Origin of the sequence: Faecalimonas sp. (assembly GCA_029264305.1) — a bacterium.
Taxonomy (GTDB): Bacteria; Bacillota; Clostridia; order Lachnospirales; family Lachnospiraceae; genus Faecalimonas.
On record JARICA010000018.1, the window covers coordinates 77,424 to 93,819 of the forward strand.

At 32.3% G+C, this 16,396-nt stretch carries 15 protein-coding genes; 1 reads left to right on the top strand and 14 read right to left on the bottom strand.

All coding sequences use genetic code 11. The features are described 5' to 3' along the window. Positions 1 to 55: 55 nt before the first annotated feature. Positions 56 to 1,489 carry a pyridoxal phosphate-dependent decarboxylase family protein gene (locus tag ACY2U7_RS05930; protein ID WP_461816052.1) on the top strand — a complete coding sequence of 478 codons (1,434 nt, stop codon included), beginning with the start codon at positions 56 to 58 and terminating at the stop codon, positions 1,487 to 1,489. Between the two features lie 59 nt (positions 1,490 to 1,548). Here the strand turns inward: ACY2U7_RS05930 and ACY2U7_RS05935 are convergent, their stop codons facing one another. The 14 genes from ACY2U7_RS05935 to folD form a co-directional block, all read right to left on the bottom strand. Beyond that, entirely contained in the window at positions 1,549 to 4,164 is a 2,616-nt protein-coding gene (locus tag ACY2U7_RS05935) for an NYN domain-containing protein (protein WP_461816053.1), read from the bottom strand. Next, positions 4,161 to 4,844 (bottom strand): SatD family protein, encoded by a 684-nt coding sequence (locus ACY2U7_RS05940; protein WP_461812786.1) that lies wholly within the window; start codon positions 4,842 to 4,844, stop codon positions 4,161 to 4,163. The genes ACY2U7_RS05935 and ACY2U7_RS05940 overlap by 4 nt, the downstream gene beginning before the upstream one ends. A 146-nt stretch (positions 4,845 to 4,990) precedes the next feature. Beyond that, positions 4,991 to 5,701 (bottom strand): 3'-5' exonuclease, encoded by a 711-nt coding sequence (locus tag ACY2U7_RS05945; protein WP_461816054.1) that lies wholly within the window; start codon positions 5,699 to 5,701, stop codon positions 4,991 to 4,993. Between the two features lie 5 nt (positions 5,702 to 5,706). Next, positions 5,707 to 6,651, bottom strand: a complete 945-nt coding sequence (locus ACY2U7_RS05950; protein ID WP_461816055.1) for a tRNA dihydrouridine synthase — start codon at positions 6,649 to 6,651, stop codon at positions 5,707 to 5,709. A gap of 3 nt (positions 6,652 to 6,654) precedes the next feature. Beyond that, on the bottom strand, positions 6,655 to 7,332 hold the full coding sequence (locus ACY2U7_RS05955; RefSeq protein ID WP_461812789.1) for a YkgJ family cysteine cluster protein: 678 nt from the start codon (positions 7,330 to 7,332) through the stop codon (positions 6,655 to 6,657). Between the two features lie 12 nt (positions 7,333 to 7,344). Continuing rightward, positions 7,345 to 8,127 (bottom strand): class I SAM-dependent methyltransferase, encoded by a 783-nt coding sequence (locus ACY2U7_RS05960; protein ID WP_461812790.1) that lies wholly within the window; start codon positions 8,125 to 8,127, stop codon positions 7,345 to 7,347. 16 nt (positions 8,128 to 8,143) lie between these two features. Next, positions 8,144 to 8,989 (bottom strand): MerR family transcriptional regulator, encoded by an 846-nt coding sequence (locus tag ACY2U7_RS05965; RefSeq protein WP_461816056.1) that lies wholly within the window; start codon positions 8,987 to 8,989, stop codon positions 8,144 to 8,146. 104 nt (positions 8,990 to 9,093) lie between these two features. Beyond that, positions 9,094 to 9,573: a 23S rRNA (pseudouridine(1915)-N(3))-methyltransferase RlmH gene (gene rlmH, locus ACY2U7_RS05970; protein WP_461812792.1), complete on the bottom strand. Its 480-nt coding sequence runs from the start codon at positions 9,571 to 9,573 to the stop codon at positions 9,094 to 9,096. Positions 9,574 to 9,664: 91 nt separating this feature from the next. Then, positions 9,665 to 10,567, bottom strand: a complete 903-nt coding sequence (locus tag ACY2U7_RS05975) for a DMT family transporter (protein WP_461816057.1) — start codon at positions 10,565 to 10,567, stop codon at positions 9,665 to 9,667. A gap of 118 nt (positions 10,568 to 10,685) precedes the next feature. Then, positions 10,686 to 12,074: an NADPH-dependent glutamate synthase gene (gene gltA, locus ACY2U7_RS05980; protein WP_461812794.1), complete on the bottom strand. Its 1,389-nt coding sequence runs from the start codon at positions 12,072 to 12,074 to the stop codon at positions 10,686 to 10,688. Continuing rightward, positions 12,074 to 12,964 carry a sulfide/dihydroorotate dehydrogenase-like FAD/NAD-binding protein gene (locus ACY2U7_RS05985; RefSeq protein ID WP_461812795.1) on the bottom strand — a complete coding sequence of 297 codons (891 nt, stop codon included), beginning with the start codon at positions 12,962 to 12,964 and terminating at the stop codon, positions 12,074 to 12,076. The genes gltA and ACY2U7_RS05985 overlap by 1 nt, the downstream gene beginning before the upstream one ends. Before the next feature lie 136 nt (positions 12,965 to 13,100). After that, the gene (locus tag ACY2U7_RS05990) at positions 13,101 to 14,282 is read right to left on the bottom strand and encodes an iron-containing alcohol dehydrogenase (protein ID WP_461812796.1); all 1,182 of its coding nucleotides are present in this window, start codon (positions 14,280 to 14,282) and stop codon (positions 13,101 to 13,103) included. Between the two features lie 113 nt (positions 14,283 to 14,395). After that, positions 14,396 to 15,535, bottom strand: coding sequence for a chitobiase/beta-hexosaminidase C-terminal domain-containing protein (locus tag ACY2U7_RS05995; RefSeq protein ID WP_461812797.1), 1,140 nt, complete (start codon positions 15,533 to 15,535; stop codon positions 14,396 to 14,398). Then, positions 15,535 to 16,383 (bottom strand): bifunctional methylenetetrahydrofolate dehydrogenase/methenyltetrahydrofolate cyclohydrolase FolD, encoded by an 849-nt coding sequence (folD, locus tag ACY2U7_RS06000; RefSeq protein WP_461816058.1) that lies wholly within the window; start codon positions 16,381 to 16,383, stop codon positions 15,535 to 15,537. Before folD ends, ACY2U7_RS05995 begins: the two co-directional genes overlap by 1 nt. Positions 16,384 to 16,396 lie beyond the last annotated feature (13 nt).

Sequence of the window (16,396 nt, forward strand, 5' to 3'; positions counted from 1 at the left end):
GTAGATTTAGTGTACACTATTGTATAGAAATAGTAAAGAGAGGAGTTTTATCAAAATGATTAATAGTGAAAATATTTTAAATAGCATACAATTAGAAGAAGCAATTGAAAAATTTGTACATCAATTTTGCGTAGAGAAACATGACATCCATTCTCAGAAAGTAACATGGTATACATCCGAAGGACAAATTGAAAAAATCAAGCAAATTGGTATTTCTAAAGATGGACGTCCTGTTGATGAAGTGATTTCAGAAATGTCAAAAGAAGTTTATCAATATCGTGGAGATGCAAATCATCCTAGATTTTTTGGGTTTGTTCCAGGACCAGCTTCTTCCGTATCATGGCTCGGAGATATCATGACCTCTGCTTATAATATTCATGCAGGGGGAAGTAAACTTGCACCAATGGTAAATTGTATTGAACAAGAAGTTCTTCATTGGCTTTGTGAACAGGTTGGGTTTACAGAGAATCCAGGTGGTGTATTTGTAAGTGGTGGCTCCATGGCAAATATTACTGCTCTTACCGCAGCACGCGATTGCAAATTGAATGATGAAAACTTACATCTCGGTGTTGCTTATGTGTCCGAGCAAACACATAGTTCAGTAGCAAAAGGACTTCGTATTATTGGTATTCCAAATAGTCGCATTCGAAAAGTTGCAACAAACTCTTCTTTTCAAATGGATATGAAAATGTTAAAAGAGATGATTGCAAAGGATAAAGAAAATGGATTAATTCCGTTTGTTGTAATCGGAACAGCAGGAACGACAAATACAGGAAGCATTGATCCTCTTGAAGAGATTGCAAAAATTTGTTCAGATAATGATATGTGGTTTCATATTGACGGAGCATATGGTGCCTCTGTTTTACTTAGTCCAAAATATAAACACTTATTAAAAGGTACAGAATTGGCTGATAGCATAAGTTGGGATGCTCATAAATGGCTTTTCCAAACATATGGCTGTGCTATGGTTTTGGTAAAAGATATCAAACATTTATTTAATAGTTTTCATGTGAATCCAGAATATTTGAAAGATGTAGAGGGAGATATGGACCATATCAATACATGGGATATCGGAATGGAATTAACAAGACCAGCACGAGGGTTAAAATTGTGGTTAACTTTACAGGTACTTGGAACGCGTTTAATAGGAAGTGCTATCGAACATGGTTTCCAACTTGCCGAGTGGGCTCAAGAAGCATTAGAAGAATTAGATCATTGGGAAATCATTTCAAAAGCACAATTGGCTATGATTAACTTCCGTTATACTACGGATGATTTAACAGACGAACAAATCGATTTATTAAATGAAAAGATTTCTGAAAAAATTGTAGAAAGTGGTTATGCTGCAGTATTTACAACCGTTTTAAACGGAAAAAAAGTTTTACGTATCTGTGCATTACACCCTGAAACTACTCGAGATGATATGAGAACAACTATTCATCTTCTTGATACATATGCTAGAGAATTGCATGAAGAAATAAAACATTAAGAAATACCTGTCGATATTCTTTTGGTTTAGAGTATCGACAGGTTATTTTTATTTTATTCTTATTCTCCCTTACGTATTTGATCAATATATTCCGCCATATCCTCTGAAATATTATCAAATAAATATTGTTTATTTTTCACTTGAGAATTTATATGTTCCCTTCGGATTTCTTCATTGACCATAAGAATTTCTTCTAAAAGTCCTTTAGCAGATAGACGATTTGCTCCTTGTCCTAAAATAATCATTTGTTCCAGTCCATCAGAAGTTGCTACAGTAACTTTATAATGTTTTCCTAGCTCATGAACTGTTTTTTCAATATATTGATCAGCAGTTTCAGCCTCTTTTGTATAGACAACATGAATATTGTGATATTTTTGTACTGTACCAATATTGCCAGGTACTTTGTAGGCATCAAAAACAAGAATCAGTGTGCATGAACGATACCCCTGATAATTACTTAAAATATCCATTAATTTATTTCTTGCACTTTCAATATTCACTTCAGATAATTCTTTTAATTCTTTCCATGCAAAAATAATGTTATACCCATCCACAAGAAGATATTCTTTTTCACACTCTTTTTGTTTCACGGATTTTCTAGTAATAGTAGGTACTGAAATCTGCTTTTTAAAATTGTTTTTTTTGCGTTTAATAGGTCCATAAGTTCTCTCAAAAATCGCCAATAATTCCTCTTCGTCAATAACAGGAGGAAGAGATATGCTTTTATGAAAAGATTCTTTTGGTAATTTTTTTTCTTGCGAAGATGTATGCATATACTCTTCAACTTTATCCCAACTCACATTAAATCCGGCTCCATGAGAACAAAAAACAGATCCTGTTGGATTTTCTAAATCCGTTTCAGAATTATATCCTATCTTTTCAATAATTTCTTGTGTATTATGACATGGTTCATATCCTTTCAATGAACAAAATAGACGTCCTTCTCCTTTTGTATATGCAACAACTTCTTTCTGATATTCTTGCATATATACTACTGGAGCCGTACCTGTTAAGATGCTCATTTCTCCATCCGTTTCTGGTGATGAAAAATTAGCATGCATTCTCTGCAAATCCGACATTGCGCGGCCAAGCATACCATTTGGAACTTCTAATCTATAACTATATACAGGTTCCAATAAAATAGATTCTGCTCGTTTCAATCCCTGTCTTACAGCTCGGTAGGTTGCCTGTCTGAAATCTCCACCTTCTGTATGTTTGACATGAGCTTTTCCAACCGTAAGAATAATATTCATATCTGTAATTTCAGAACCCGTTAAAACTCCTTTGTGTTGCTTTTCTTGTAAATGTGTTAGGATCAAACGCTGCCAGTTTCGATTCAAAATATCTTCGCTACATTCAGAAGAAAAATGAAGACCACTTCCCCGTTTTGCTGGTTCTAAGCGAAGACGAACTTCTGCATAATGTCTTAATGGTTCGAAATGCCCTGCTCCCTCCACAGATTCTTTAATTGTTTCCTTATAAATAATTTCACCTTGCCCAAAAGAAACTTCCGTACAAAAACGTTTATAAATTAAACTTTTTAAAATTTCTAATTGGATTTCGCCCATAACTTGTGTATGTATTTTCCCTGATTCTTGATTCCATGTAATATGTAATGTGGGGTCTTCTTCTTCTAATTGTTTTAAGTTAAGAAACATTTTTTGCATATCACAATCTTGCGGAAAATCAAGTGAATAGGTTAACACAGGTTCTAGAACAGGTCTTCTAGAATGTGCTTCATTTCCAAGACCATCACCGGCTTTCGAAGTGTTCAGTCCTGTAACAGCACAGATTGTACCTGCACTCACTTCATTTACTAGCCGATACGTTGCCCCAGAGTAAATACGAATTTGCTCTATTTTTTCTCCGTCATTAATTTTTTCTTTTACTTTTAATGTTCCACCTGTAATTTTTAAATGAGTAAGACGATTTCCTTGTTGATCACGAGAAATTTTATATATTTTTGCACCAAATTCTTCATTGTATTCTCTTTTATTTGTATAAGCATAAATACCATCCAAAAAAGTATCAATTCCTTCTAATTTAAGAGCGGAGCCAAAAAAACAAGGAAATAGTTTTCGATTTTCAATGAGACTTTGTATATCTTCTTGAGAAATTTTTTCGTTTTCCAAATATTTTTCTAAAATTGCTTCGTCACAAACCGCAATATTTTCCATAAAAGTTTCTTGTTTCTCTTTTCCACTAAAATCAATGCAATGTGCATTTAAACGTTTTTTTAATTCCATAAGTAACGTTTCCCGCTCTGTTCCTTGCTGATCCATTTTATTAATAAAGAGAAAAACAGGAATACTGTATTTATCTAACAATTTCCATAAGGTTTGCACATGACTTTGTACTCCATCCGCACCGTTAATAACAAGAATGGCGTAATCCAACACTTGCAAAGTACGTTCCATTTCAGCAGAAAAATCGATATGACCAGGTGTGTCTAAAAGAGTAATTTCTTTATCCTTCAATTCAAAATTTGCTTGCTTAGAAAAAATAGTAATACCTCGCAAACGTTCTAGATCATCCGTATCTAAAAAAGCATCTTTATGATCGACCCGCCCTAGTTTTCTAACTTTTCCTGTTGTATATAGAATACTTTCAGCGAGAGTTGTCTTTCCTGCATCAACGTGAGCCAAGATACCAATTGTTACTTTGTTACTTTTCATTGTTCATCTCCTATTTCGGAAAATATTCTTTCCAAAGTGGACACCGCCTCCTCGTAAGCATAATATTTTCCGGCTGTTAAAGTCTTCTGTATTGTAGACTGTGTTACACCAAAACGCTTTGCAACCGTGCTCTGCGTGTCTTGGTATTTTAGCATATGATAAATAATTTCTCTTTGTCTATTACTCCATGATGATTCTATAGTTGTTAGTAGAGAAAAAATCGTATTCATCAAATGAACTCGTTCATTTTGTTCGCCAACAACTTCTAAATGTATATCCGTAAATGTTTTTTGCTTTTTCGCATCTCTGTTTTGCAATATTTTTAAAGATTCACGGGCTTTTTCATATCCCAAACCAGAAATAGTAATTGCATTTTCTGATTGAAAATCAGGCTCAACTTCTCCTATTCCAATTCCAAAACGTACTTTATATGGATATAACTCATTTTTTATTTCTAGAAGTACTCTCATCAAATTACATCCTTTAGAAGCAAGTCCTTGAAACTCATTTTCAATCGTAGGCATAAATTTTGCAGAAATATCTTCCTCGTGTTCTTGATTAATTTTTTCTAAAATGGAATACAATTTTTTTTGTTGTTTTTTCCTTTCTTCCATTTCTTTTGAAGGAAATATCTCTCCTACTATAGATATATAAGGTTTAGAAAAAAAGAAAAAGAACATATAAACACCTCCTTATAATCATACATTATATAGCCTTAAATACGCATAATCAACTATTATTAATAAAAACACGAATAATATATTTCATGCACATAATTATGAATATTTTATAAACATGCGTAATTGCGTGCATATATTTTTATGTTTTATCTTATGTATCCGTAGTTTAATATAATTTTATCTATCATTTTAGATGCTTCGCTTCTTGTTAAGGATTCTAAATCTTCTTTTTCTGTTAAAGAATGATATTCAAGTAATTCTTTTAAATACACTAATTGCTTTTTAGTAATTTTTTGTATTTTTTTCGGTTTATAGCATAATGGTGTTGGAACAAAAAGAGACGGAGCAGATTCTTCAAAATCATGCGCTAACATGTGATATAATTTTGCTGTAGCTAATGCATCATGATAAGCACGATGAGCAGCCGTATTGATGATATTATAATATGAACATAAACATCCTAAACTTTTTGATTCTAAATTCTTATGTACTTTTCGTGCGATTTTAAGTGTATCAATTCCTTCTTTTTCAAAAGAATATCCATAACGCATAGCATATGTTTTCATAAATTTATAATCAAATTGAATATTATGACCAAGTAAAAAATAATCATCGCAAAAAGTAATAAATTCTTTAATTACCTCTTTTGTGGGTTCGGCATTTTTAACCATACTGTTTGTAATACCCGTTAAATTTGTAATATTATTTGAAATAGGCACAGGTGGCTTTAAAAATTTTGCAAATCTTTCTATGACTTTTCCATCCTTTACCTTGACAGCACCTATTTCAATAATATAATCTTTTTCTTCTCTCAATCCTGTTGTTTCTAAATCGAAAGAAACATATGTTTTTCCCATACGTATCAAAACCCTTTCTTAAGTGGGCAATTTACAAATAACTCTTCGACCACCTTTTCATAAATAAATAGTTTTTCTGCTTTTTTGATTTTTTTAATATATTTTTCTACATCATCAAAAGATTGACTTAAATAAGACCATAATTCTTTCATTTTAAAAAGAACATTTCGTTCTCCAGAACTTATTGCTTGATAAGCAATATAAATATCGTCATGAAAATTTTTTAATACATTTTTGTCTAATTTTCTTCCAGTTTCAATAGTAGAGAACAATGCTGGATTAGCTACAACCCCTCTTCCACACATAACTTTTTTCACCGTTGGAAATGTATTTTTAAATTGTTGAAAATCTTCAAAAGTATAAATATCTCCATTATAACAAAGAGAGTGTTTGCTTATATTTACAGCTTCTTGGAAAATTTCCCAATTAGGCTTATTTTTATAAAAATCTGTTTGTAATCTTGGATGAATAATCAATTCTTCTATTGGATATTTATTGTAAATCTCAAGTAAGTGAAAAAATTCGTCTGGAGAGTTTTTTCCTATACGCGTTTTTACTGAAATTTTTACATCTAATTTATTGTAAATTTCATCTAAAAAACGATCTAGTTCGTCAGGATATGCCAAAAAACCAGATCCTTTTCCTTTTGCAACAACTGTTCCCGAAGGACAACCTAAATTCAAATTCATCTCACTATAACCCATACTCGCAATTTCTTTAGCCGTTGTGATAAAGTCCTCTGCTCTATTTGTTAAAAGTTGCGGCACAACATAAAGTCCTTGATTATGTTCTCGAGAAAGTTCCTTTTTTTCTCTTGTATTGAAACGTTTGTTTGGATGTGGAACAATGAAAGGGGTAAAATATTTATCTAATGGGAGGAAATATTTATGATAGATATTTCTAAAAACGTATGTTGTAACCGATTCCAGTGGTGCTAAATAGTATTTCATTATCTACATTCTCCTTGCCAACAATTGAATAGATGCTTTGATTTTTTCTAATCTTTCATAGAACTGCACATAAAACTCTCCTTGATGATATGGCTCCAAAAAGAAAGTCTGTAAAATCAACATATTTATCTTTTTTGCCTTCTCATCATTTTGAAATTCAAGTAATAATTTTTGTATATCTTTCAAAAAATAATGCCAATCTGAAATATATTTTTCATTCTTTTTTAAATCTGGTGTATCTATCCATTTTTTTACCTTTACTTTTGTTCGATTCTCTTTTTTACATTCATGAATTTGTAAAAAATATTGAAAAGATTCTCCATCGTAATATCTTCCAAGTGGAAAAAGTCGGCAGACTCCTGGACGTATAGTGTGAATGCTACACCGTCCTTCATTATTTAAAAAGGCACACTTTTCCTCTACTCCTGACATTTTCAAATTTGGTAAAATAATACCATCTACAACATTTAATTCTATTTTATCTGCTAATAGTTGTTCAAATTTCTGATGCAGTCCAAAAGTTAATCTGTATAGATCTAACGGATCAAGAATAATGGATGTTCCCATTTGTTGACAGCAGGCGGAACAGCCTTGACAATCATTACAATCTGCTTTTACTAAGTCATTCGCTTTATATAATTTCCCGTCTGAAATTTCTTTCATATTCACTTCTCTTCTCACGTAAATTCTCCTTTACTTGTCAGTTTTTCTCAAAATATCCAAAGTATGTGCACCTGCTCCTAATAATTCTGGTCTTTCACAGGTAGATAAATGGTACTGAATGAAAAGTTTAAATGTTTCAGGGGTCATAGAATTTAAAATAGGTCTCATATAATTAGCTGGTCCATCAGCAGAAACTAATTGTATCCGTTCTAAGCCTGCCCCTTTCTGAATCGCATTAATATCCTCAACACGAACATAATCATAGAGATCTTCAGCCTTAGAAATAACGTGAAATTTTTCATCCACTTTTCCATTTTGAATACTTTCTTCAATATGATTTTCTTTAAAACCATAAGTTAATATACTATATTCATTCATACAATAGGCGACGAGAATAATCCCATCCTGTTTTACAACTCGTTTTGCTTCTGAGAGAGCTTTTATTTTATCTTCTATTGTATATAAATGATACATTGGTCCAAAGACAAGAACCATGTCGAACGTATTTTCAGGAAAACGGGATAAATTTAGGGCTGTTCCTTGATACGCTTTTACGTTGCTTCCTTTTGATTTTAGAATACCCAAATTATACTTTACAAGTTCAATAGCAGTTACATCGTATCCTTCTTCAGAAAGAGCAACGGAATATCTACCTGTCCCTGCTCCCACATCAAGAATACGTGCTCCATCTTTCCCTTCTAAATATTTATGAATGTATTTCATTGAAGTAATGAATTCTACCTGTCCGTGTCTCCTTGTTAATCTTTTTTCTTCACAAAACTTATTATAGTATTTTTCTAATTCAATTGTCATATATCATGTACCTTTCTTATTTTTTAAAACGATTATATACGAACAAACTTCCAAGTAATATACTTATATATATGAAAAGAAAAATTTCTGTTTTAGTTGTTCTTGGCATAAACATAAAATACGCTGGTAACAATATAATTAGAGTCGGAAATAATACTTTTAAAAATAAATATAGTATTTTTCTTCCTTTTGGTATATCTTCCGTATGTGTCTTATTTGTATTTTTTGCTTTGCAAATAATATTTGCTCCAAAACGTCCAAGTTCTCTATATGCCATGTATTCAATACCATTTAATTCAAACTCAGGATACATACTCTCCTTTGTGATAAAAATGGATAAATGATTCTTTTCTGCATATTTAAGTAGTTCCTCGGTAAATTCAGCTGGATTCATACACATCGTATCCGGACGAAATGTAAACTTTCGTAATTCATCTTCTTTTGCTAATTTTTTAAAATCCAAAAAAATATCTGCAAAAACAGATCCATTTTTCTCTTCTACCTCTATGGTAGCCAAATATTTATCCACATCAAAGGAATGCAATGTATTTGCTTCTATTTTATCGCAAAAAGAAATAGCAGCTTGTAATTTTTCTTTTTCCTTTTCTAAATGTGCTTTCTGTTTAGAAATTGCATCGGAAAGAGAAATTTCTTCACCAAGTACTTTACGTATTTCTTCGATGGGCATATCTAATTTTCTTAATAATTTTATTACCTTTAAAGTATATATATCTTTATCATCGTATTCTCTGTAAGAATTTTCCGTATTTCTTTTTACAGAAAGAAGTCCTTTCTTTTCATAATAACGAATATTTTGTTTTGTAATTCCTGTCAGTTCTTCAACAAATTTAATATTTAACATTTTTATTCCCCCTTGTTTATGTCGTATCTAAAATATAAGGGATATAGTCGGTATAAGGTCAATATATTTTTGGTTTTCGTTTGTTTAAAATTTGATTTTTCACCTTATTTATGATAAGGTTCATTATTTATGATACGATAGCTTCGATAAATTTGTTCTAACAAAACAACTCTCATAAGTTGGTGTGGAAAAGTTAATTTAGAAAAACTAAGTGCATAGTCTGAACGATTCAATACTTTTTGTCCAAGTCCAATTGAACCACCAATAACGAAGGTAATATGGCTTTTCCCTTGTACACCTAACTTTTCAATCTTATGTGCAAATTCTTCCGAAGCCAGTTGTTTCCCTGCTATTTCAAGAGTTATTACATATGTATCTTCCTTAATAAACTTCATAATACGTTCAGCTTCTTTAGAACGTATTTGATTTTCAACCGTTTCGCTAGCTGTGTCAGGTGTTTTTTCATCAGCCACTTCTATAATTTCTAATTTGCAATATTTACTTAAACGTTTTACATATTCTGCAATGGCATCTTTCCAATACTTTTCTTTTAATTTTCCAACGGAAATAACTGTAATTTTCATTTTTCAATTCCTTTAACTAAAAATGTCTTTCTGCAATACTTGCACAAAGACATTTTATAATATTTATTTATCAACGTAAAGAGACACTTTGTTATTTGCTTTTCTTTTCTGGTAATTGCACAAGAATAACTGCGATAAATACAATAATACATCCGATTATTTCTTTTGTACTTAATGCTTGTCCCAAAATAATCCAACCAGCCAAAACAGAAATAACTGATTCCAAACTTAAGATCATAGATGCAACTGTCGGATTCATATTTTTTTGTCCAATTACTTGCAATGTATAGGCAACGCCACATGACATTACTCCAGCATATAAAATTGGATAAATCGCTTTCGTCATTGCCAGAAAATTAAGATTTTCAAATAACAGTGCACCAATTAAACTAATTATACCACTTATAAAAAATTGAATAGCAGACAAACAAACGCCATCTGTTTTAGGAGCAAAATAGTCAATAACTAAAATATGTATTGCAAATAGCAGTGCACAAATTAAGATAAGCACATCCCCTTTTCCAATCGAAAAATTTTCATTAATACAAAGTAAATATAATCCAATAATAGCTAATATTGCTCCAACCCATATTTTTTTTGCGATTTTTTTACCAAAAAGCAATTCTATTAATGGCACTATAATAATATATAATGTTGTAATAAAACCTGCTTTTCCTACTGTCGTATGTTGAATTCCCATTTGTTGAAAAAGACTTCCTGCACAAAGAGCAATACCACAACAAATCCCCCCACTCCAAACAATTTTTTTGTTTTTTTGTTTTTCTTCTATACTTTGACGATATAAAATAGGATTTTTTTTTGCTCGATATACAATTAATGGAAGCAATACAGTTCCACCAATCAAAAATCTAGCAGCATTGAATGTAAATGGCCCTATGTAATCCATTCCAACACTCTGGGCGACAAAAGCCGTTCCCCAGATAACAGCAGTTAACAAAAGCAATATGCTATTTCTTATTTTTTCTTTTTGCATAATTTCCCCCTACATCAAACACTTTATAAATATGTTGTATATGATAACAACACAAAAATATCTTTGGACAAATCGTCCAAAGATATTTTTTATACTTTTTAAAATTATAAATCAAATACTATTTATTAGAAAGATATTCGTGAATTCCTTTTGCTCCTGCTTTTCCTGCTCCCATTGCTAAGATAACAGTAGCTGCTCCTGTTACAGCATCACCACCAGCATAAACACCTTCTTTTGTTGTTTTACCTGTTTCTTCTTCTGCAACAATACATTTCCATTTATTGATTTCTAATCCTTCTGTTGTTGAAGAAATTAATGGATTTGGAGATGTACCAAGTGACATGATAACTGTATCTAAATCCATTGTGAATTCTGAACCTGGAATTTCAATTGGACGTCTTCTTCCAGATGCATCAGGTTCACCTAATTCCATCTTAACACAAACCATTCCTTTTACATATCCATCATCATCTACTAGAATTTCTTGAGGATTTGTTAGTAAATCAAAGATAATGCCCTCTTCTTTAGCATGATGGATTTCTTCTACTCTAGCTGGAAGCTCTTCTTCACTTCTTCGATATACAATATGAACTTCTGCTCCAAGACGAAGAGCTGTTCTAGCTGCATCCATAGCAACATTACCACCACCGATAACTGCTACCTTATTTCCAGCAGCAATAGGAGTATCATAAGATTCATCAAAAGCTTTCATCAAGTTACTTCTTGTCAAGTATTCGTTAGCTGAGAATACACCGTTTGCATTTTCACCAGGAATACCCATAAATTTGGGAAGACCAGCACCAGAACCGATGAATATTGCTTCAAATCCTTCTTCTTCAATCAATTGATCGATAGTTGTTGATTTACCAATAACAACATTTGTTTCAAATTTAACACCTAATTCTTTTACTTTTTCAATTTCTTTAGCTACTACCGCATGTTTAGGAAGACGGAATTCAGGAATACCATACACCAACACACCGCCCAATTCATGAAGTGCTTCAAAAACCGTTACTTCATATCCTAATTTCGCTAAATCGCCAGCACAAGTAAGCCCTGCAGGACCAGATCCGATAACGGCAACTTTATGTCCATTTGTTTTTTCTGCTCCAACTGGTTTAATATTGTTTTCAAGAGCATAGTCTGCTACAAATCTTTCTAATTTACCAATAGATACTGGTTCACCTTTAATTCCTCGGATACATCGTCCTTCACACTGCGATTCTTGTGGACATACACGACCACAAACTGCAGGAAGAGCTGAAGATTGCCCAATAATCTTATATGCTTCTTCAATATTTCCTTCTTTTACTTCCTTGATAAAAGCTGGAATGTTAATAGAAACAGGACAACCTTCGATACATTTTGCATTTTTACAATTAATACATCTTGTAGCTTCTTCCATTGCTTCTTCTTTGCTATATCCTAAACAGACTTCGTCAAAATTTTTTGCACGAACTGCTGGTTCCTGTTCTCTTACTGGAACTTTTTTTAATACATCAGCCATTAGTTATCACCTCCACAATGACCACATCCGCCATGATGTGTATCACCTTCCTGTAATTTCAACATTGCACGTCCTTCTTTAGTTTTGTACATTTGCTGTCTTTTCATTGCTTGATCAAAATCAACTAAATGTCCATCAAATTCAGGACCATCAACACAGGCAAACTTTATTTCATTACCTACTTGAAGACGACATGCACCACACATTCCTGTTCCATCTACCATAATTGGGTTCATACTTACAATTGTTGGAAGTTCTAGTTGCTTTGTAAGCAGACAGACAAATTTCATCATTATCATTGGTCCAATTGCTACACATACATCATATTTCTTTCCTTCGTCTTTTATAAGTTTTTCGATCATACTTGTAACCATTCCTGCATGACCATAAGAACCATCATCTGTACAGATATATAAGTTTCCTGCAACTTCTTCCATTTCTTTTTCTAGAATTAACATACTTTTAGTTTTGCAACCAACAATAACATCAGCATCAATTCCTTTTTCACGTAACCATTTTACTTGTGGATAAACTGGCGCAGCTCCAACTCCTCCAGCTACAAATAACATTTTCTTATTTTTTAATGTTTCTAAATCTTCTGAAACAAACTCAGATGCACATCCTAATGGTCCTGTGAAATCTCTAAAACTATCTCCTACCTTTAATTCAGCCATCTTTTGAGTAGATGCTCCTACAATCTGAAACACAATTGTGACTGTTCCTGCTTCTCTATCATAATCACAAATTGTTAATGGAATTCGCTCTCCTTTTTCATCCATTTTTACAATTACAAATTGACCTGGCTCGCAGTGTTTTGCAACTCTTGGTGCTTCCACATCCATGAGATAAATTTTATCTGCAAGTTCTTCTGCTTTTAATATTTTATACATCACGTTCCTCCTTAAATTTTCTCTACCTATAATGATAAAACATCCATCCTAAAATATCAAGATGAATATTGGAAACTATTTATTATTATAGGTATGAAAAAGGCGACTGTAAATCAGTCGCCCATTTAAATACTTTTTAGAAATCAACTTCTGTTCCATAATAAATACAAGTAAATAATTTTTCCATTGTTGCCGGATCAATTTCTCTAGGATTAGATCCTGTACAGGCATCTCCAACTGCATTTTCTGCAATAGTAGCAACTTTTTCTTTAAATTCATCTTCTTTAATTCCGAATTCTTTTAATGTTGCTGGAATTCCAAGAATTACATTAAATGAGTCGATTTTTGAACATAAACTATTAATTAAAGCTTGTTCTGAGTTTCCTTCAAGACCTACTCTGCGAGCAATTTCAGCATAACGTTTTGCGGCAACAGGATCTTTTGCATTGTATTTGATTACATATGGAAGATACATTGCATTTGCTAAACCATGTGTAATATGTCCTGTTGAAAATACAGCACCTGTTTTATGTGCCATTGAATGTACAATTCCAAGTAAAGCATTTGAAAATGCCATACCAGCAAGACATTGCGCATCATGCATTTTTGCTCTTGCTGTCATATTTCCTTTAAATGATGATGGTAAATAATCAAATACCATTTCAATTGCCTGAATAGCAAGTGGATCTGTATATGCACAATTCAAAGTAGATACATATGCTTCAATAGCATGTGTTAATGCATCCATTCCTGTATAAGCAACTTGATGTGCAGGAAGCCCTTCTACAAGTTCTGAATCTACAATAGCAACATCTGGTGTAATATTAAAGTCTGCTAAAGGATATTTAATTCCCTTTGCATAGTCTGTAATAACAGAAAATGCTGTTACTTCTGTTGCTGTTCCTGATGTAGATGGAATAGCAGCAAATTTGGCTTTCTGTCTTAATTCAGGGAAGTTAAATGGAATACATAAATCTTCAAAAGTTACGTCTGGATATTCATAAAATGCCCACATTGCTTTAGCAGCATCAATTGGTGATCCACCACCCATTGCAACAATCCAATCTGGTTCAAAAGCGCGCATTGCTTCAGCACCTTTCATAACTGTTTCTACAGATGGATCTGGCTCAACACCTTCAAATAACTGAACTTCCATACCTGCTTCTTTTAGATAATTAACAGCTTTATCTAAAAAACCTTGGCGTTTCATAGATCCTCCACCAACTACAAGAATTGCTTTTTTACCTTTTAAGTTTTTCAGTTCTTCTAAACAACCTTTTCCATGATAAATGTCTCTTGGTAATGTAAATCTGCTCATTATTTTGCATCTCCTTTGAATATATTGTTTGCCATGTTTTTGACAATATTATTATACGACTGTTAAATATTTAACGCAATACTTTTAGTCAAATTTTTGTAGTAATTTTGGATTTATTCTTGTACATTTTGATCTTCTGTTACATCCATTTCCAAATCATAGTTTCTTACTGTTATTGCACTTGCTTTTCCTGTAGAATTATCTACAAGTATTGCACTAAAAATTAAATTTCCTTGTGGCATAGGTATTGGTCCAACATATTTTTTCCAATTTTCTTTTGTAGGCTCGGTTGTTCCAAATGCATAATAAGCAGTATATCCTTCTTTGACTTCAATACTAATCTTTTCTTGCTGTTCATATAATCCACTTGAAGGCGAAACAATAGGTGCTTCTGCAAGAGGGCTTTGGATTTTATATGTATGCTTTGATAATAAACTTGGTATTCCTTTTTTATTTACAGCAATCGCTCTGACAGTCCAATTACCTTCCTCTAAAAGTATGGGGAAATCTTTATTGTATTTTGCTCCTGTCGTTTCTGATGGTTCAGAACCATCTAATGTATAATAGATATCATTTCCTTTAGAATATAACTCTAATTCTTCTTTTTCATTATAAAAATCTTTCTTTAAAGAATAAGAAGGTTTTTCTACAACATAATCAGAAAGCACTGACAAGACCGACTGTGATTTGCAATTTGCTAAAAGAATAGGGATTCTATCCTTCTTTCTAGTCTTTATATAAATTTGAATTAAGCTTTTGTATAATTCTTCATTATTAGATTGCTTTTCTATCTCTTTTAAAAAAACTTCTTCTGCAGAATAAAAATCATCTTTTTCTAAATATACGTCAGCGATTCCTTTATATCCACCAGCCTTTTTAGGCTCTTTATTTATAGCAGATTCAAAACATTCAATTGCATCATTATAGTTTCTCTTTTTCAATGAATTATATCCCTTTTTTATATAACCTTCATAAGATATTTGGTAAAATAATAATCCAACTAAAATAGACAAAAGAAGTGTTGACAAAATAACAAGTATTTTTTTATGGTTATTTTTTTGTGCTCGCTTTGCTTTTATAGCTACTTTTTTCTCATGTTGTTGTTGCATATTGCTATGCAACTCATTTTTTACATGTTCAGCAAGAAGTTCATCTAAAGAACTGTAGTCAGGAACAATTCTTACTTCTGCTCCACATATTTCACAATATAGGGAACCTTCTTTTATTTCTGCACCACATTTTCCACACCTCACTAGAATGCCTCCTTGTATACTGCTTCAACACAATTATACATAAGCATTGCACGTGTCATTACACCAACACCGCCTGGGACAGGAGTAATTGCACTTACTGTTTCTGCCACATCATCAAAATCCACATCTCCACATAAAGTATTGTCTTCGTTTCGATGAATTCCCACATCCACAACTACAGATCCTGGCTTTAAATATTCTTTTGTAATAAATTTAGGTTTTCCAACGGCTACAACTATAATATCTGCTCTTTTTGTGATTTCTTTTAATTTTTTCGTATGTGAATGTGCAATTGTAACAGTTCCATTTTCTTCTAATAATAAAAGTGCTATTGGTTTTCCAACATTATTGCTTCTCCCTAATACAACACATTCTTTTCCATCAATTTCAATCCCAGAACGCTTTAAAAGTTGAATAATTCCAGCTGGAGTACAACATTCAAAACCTTTTTTCCCTATGCAAAGACGACCGATATTCACTTCATGAAAACCATCTACATCTTTTTGAGGAGAAATTGCTTGCGTAATTATTTCTTCACAAATATGCCCCGGCAATGGCAATTGAACAAGGATCCCATGCACATCTGCATCCTCGTTTAATTTGTATATCAAATTCAATAATTCTTGTTCAGTGGTTTTTTCAGGTAATTCATAAGAAAGAGAGCGAATGCCAATGTATTCACAATCCCTTTTTTTCCCATTCACATATACTGTCGATGCCGGGTCATTTCCAACCTGAATAACTGCAAGACAAACATCTTTTCCTACGTTTTTAAGTTGTTCTACTTTTAATTTTAATTCATTTTTTATTTCCAAAGCAATTTTTTTTCCGTTAATTAATTTCGGCATCGTATCACCCCTT

What these genes read in the sequence shown, in the direction of transcription:
- ACY2U7_RS05930 (WP_461816052.1), top strand. Translation starts at nt 56, where the DNA reads ATGATTAATAGTGAAAATATTTTAAATAGCATACAATTAGAAGAAGCA.
- ACY2U7_RS05935 (WP_461816053.1), bottom strand. Translation starts at nt 4,164, where the DNA reads ATGAAAAGTAACAAAGTAACAATTGGTATCTTGGCTCACGTTGATGCA.
- ACY2U7_RS05940 (WP_461812786.1), bottom strand. Translation starts at nt 4,844, where the DNA reads ATGTTCTTTTTCTTTTTTTCTAAACCTTATATATCTATAGTAGGAGAG.
- ACY2U7_RS05945 (WP_461816054.1), bottom strand. Translation starts at nt 5,701, where the DNA reads ATGGGAAAAACATATGTTTCTTTCGATTTAGAAACAACAGGATTGAGA.
- ACY2U7_RS05950 (WP_461816055.1), bottom strand. Translation starts at nt 6,651, where the DNA reads ATGAAATACTATTTAGCACCACTGGAATCGGTTACAACATACGTTTTT.
- ACY2U7_RS05960 (WP_461812790.1), bottom strand. Translation starts at nt 8,127, where the DNA reads ATGACAATTGAATTAGAAAAATACTATAATAAGTTTTGTGAAGAAAAA.
- ACY2U7_RS05965 (WP_461816056.1), bottom strand. Translation starts at nt 8,989, where the DNA reads ATGTTAAATATTAAATTTGTTGAAGAACTGACAGGAATTACAAAACAA.
- rlmH (WP_461812792.1), bottom strand. Translation starts at nt 9,573, where the DNA reads ATGAAAATTACAGTTATTTCCGTTGGAAAATTAAAAGAAAAGTATTGG.
- ACY2U7_RS05975 (WP_461816057.1), bottom strand. Translation starts at nt 10,567, where the DNA reads ATGCAAAAAGAAAAAATAAGAAATAGCATATTGCTTTTGTTAACTGCT.
- gltA (WP_461812794.1), bottom strand. Translation starts at nt 12,074, where the DNA reads ATGGCTGATGTATTAAAAAAAGTTCCAGTAAGAGAACAGGAACCAGCA.
- ACY2U7_RS05985 (WP_461812795.1), bottom strand. Translation starts at nt 12,964, where the DNA reads ATGTATAAAATATTAAAAGCAGAAGAACTTGCAGATAAAATTTATCTC.
- ACY2U7_RS05990 (WP_461812796.1), bottom strand. Translation starts at nt 14,282, where the DNA reads ATGAGCAGATTTACATTACCAAGAGACATTTATCATGGAAAAGGTTGT.
- folD (WP_461816058.1), bottom strand. Translation starts at nt 16,383, where the DNA reads ATGCCGAAATTAATTAACGGAAAAAAAATTGCTTTGGAAATAAAAAAT.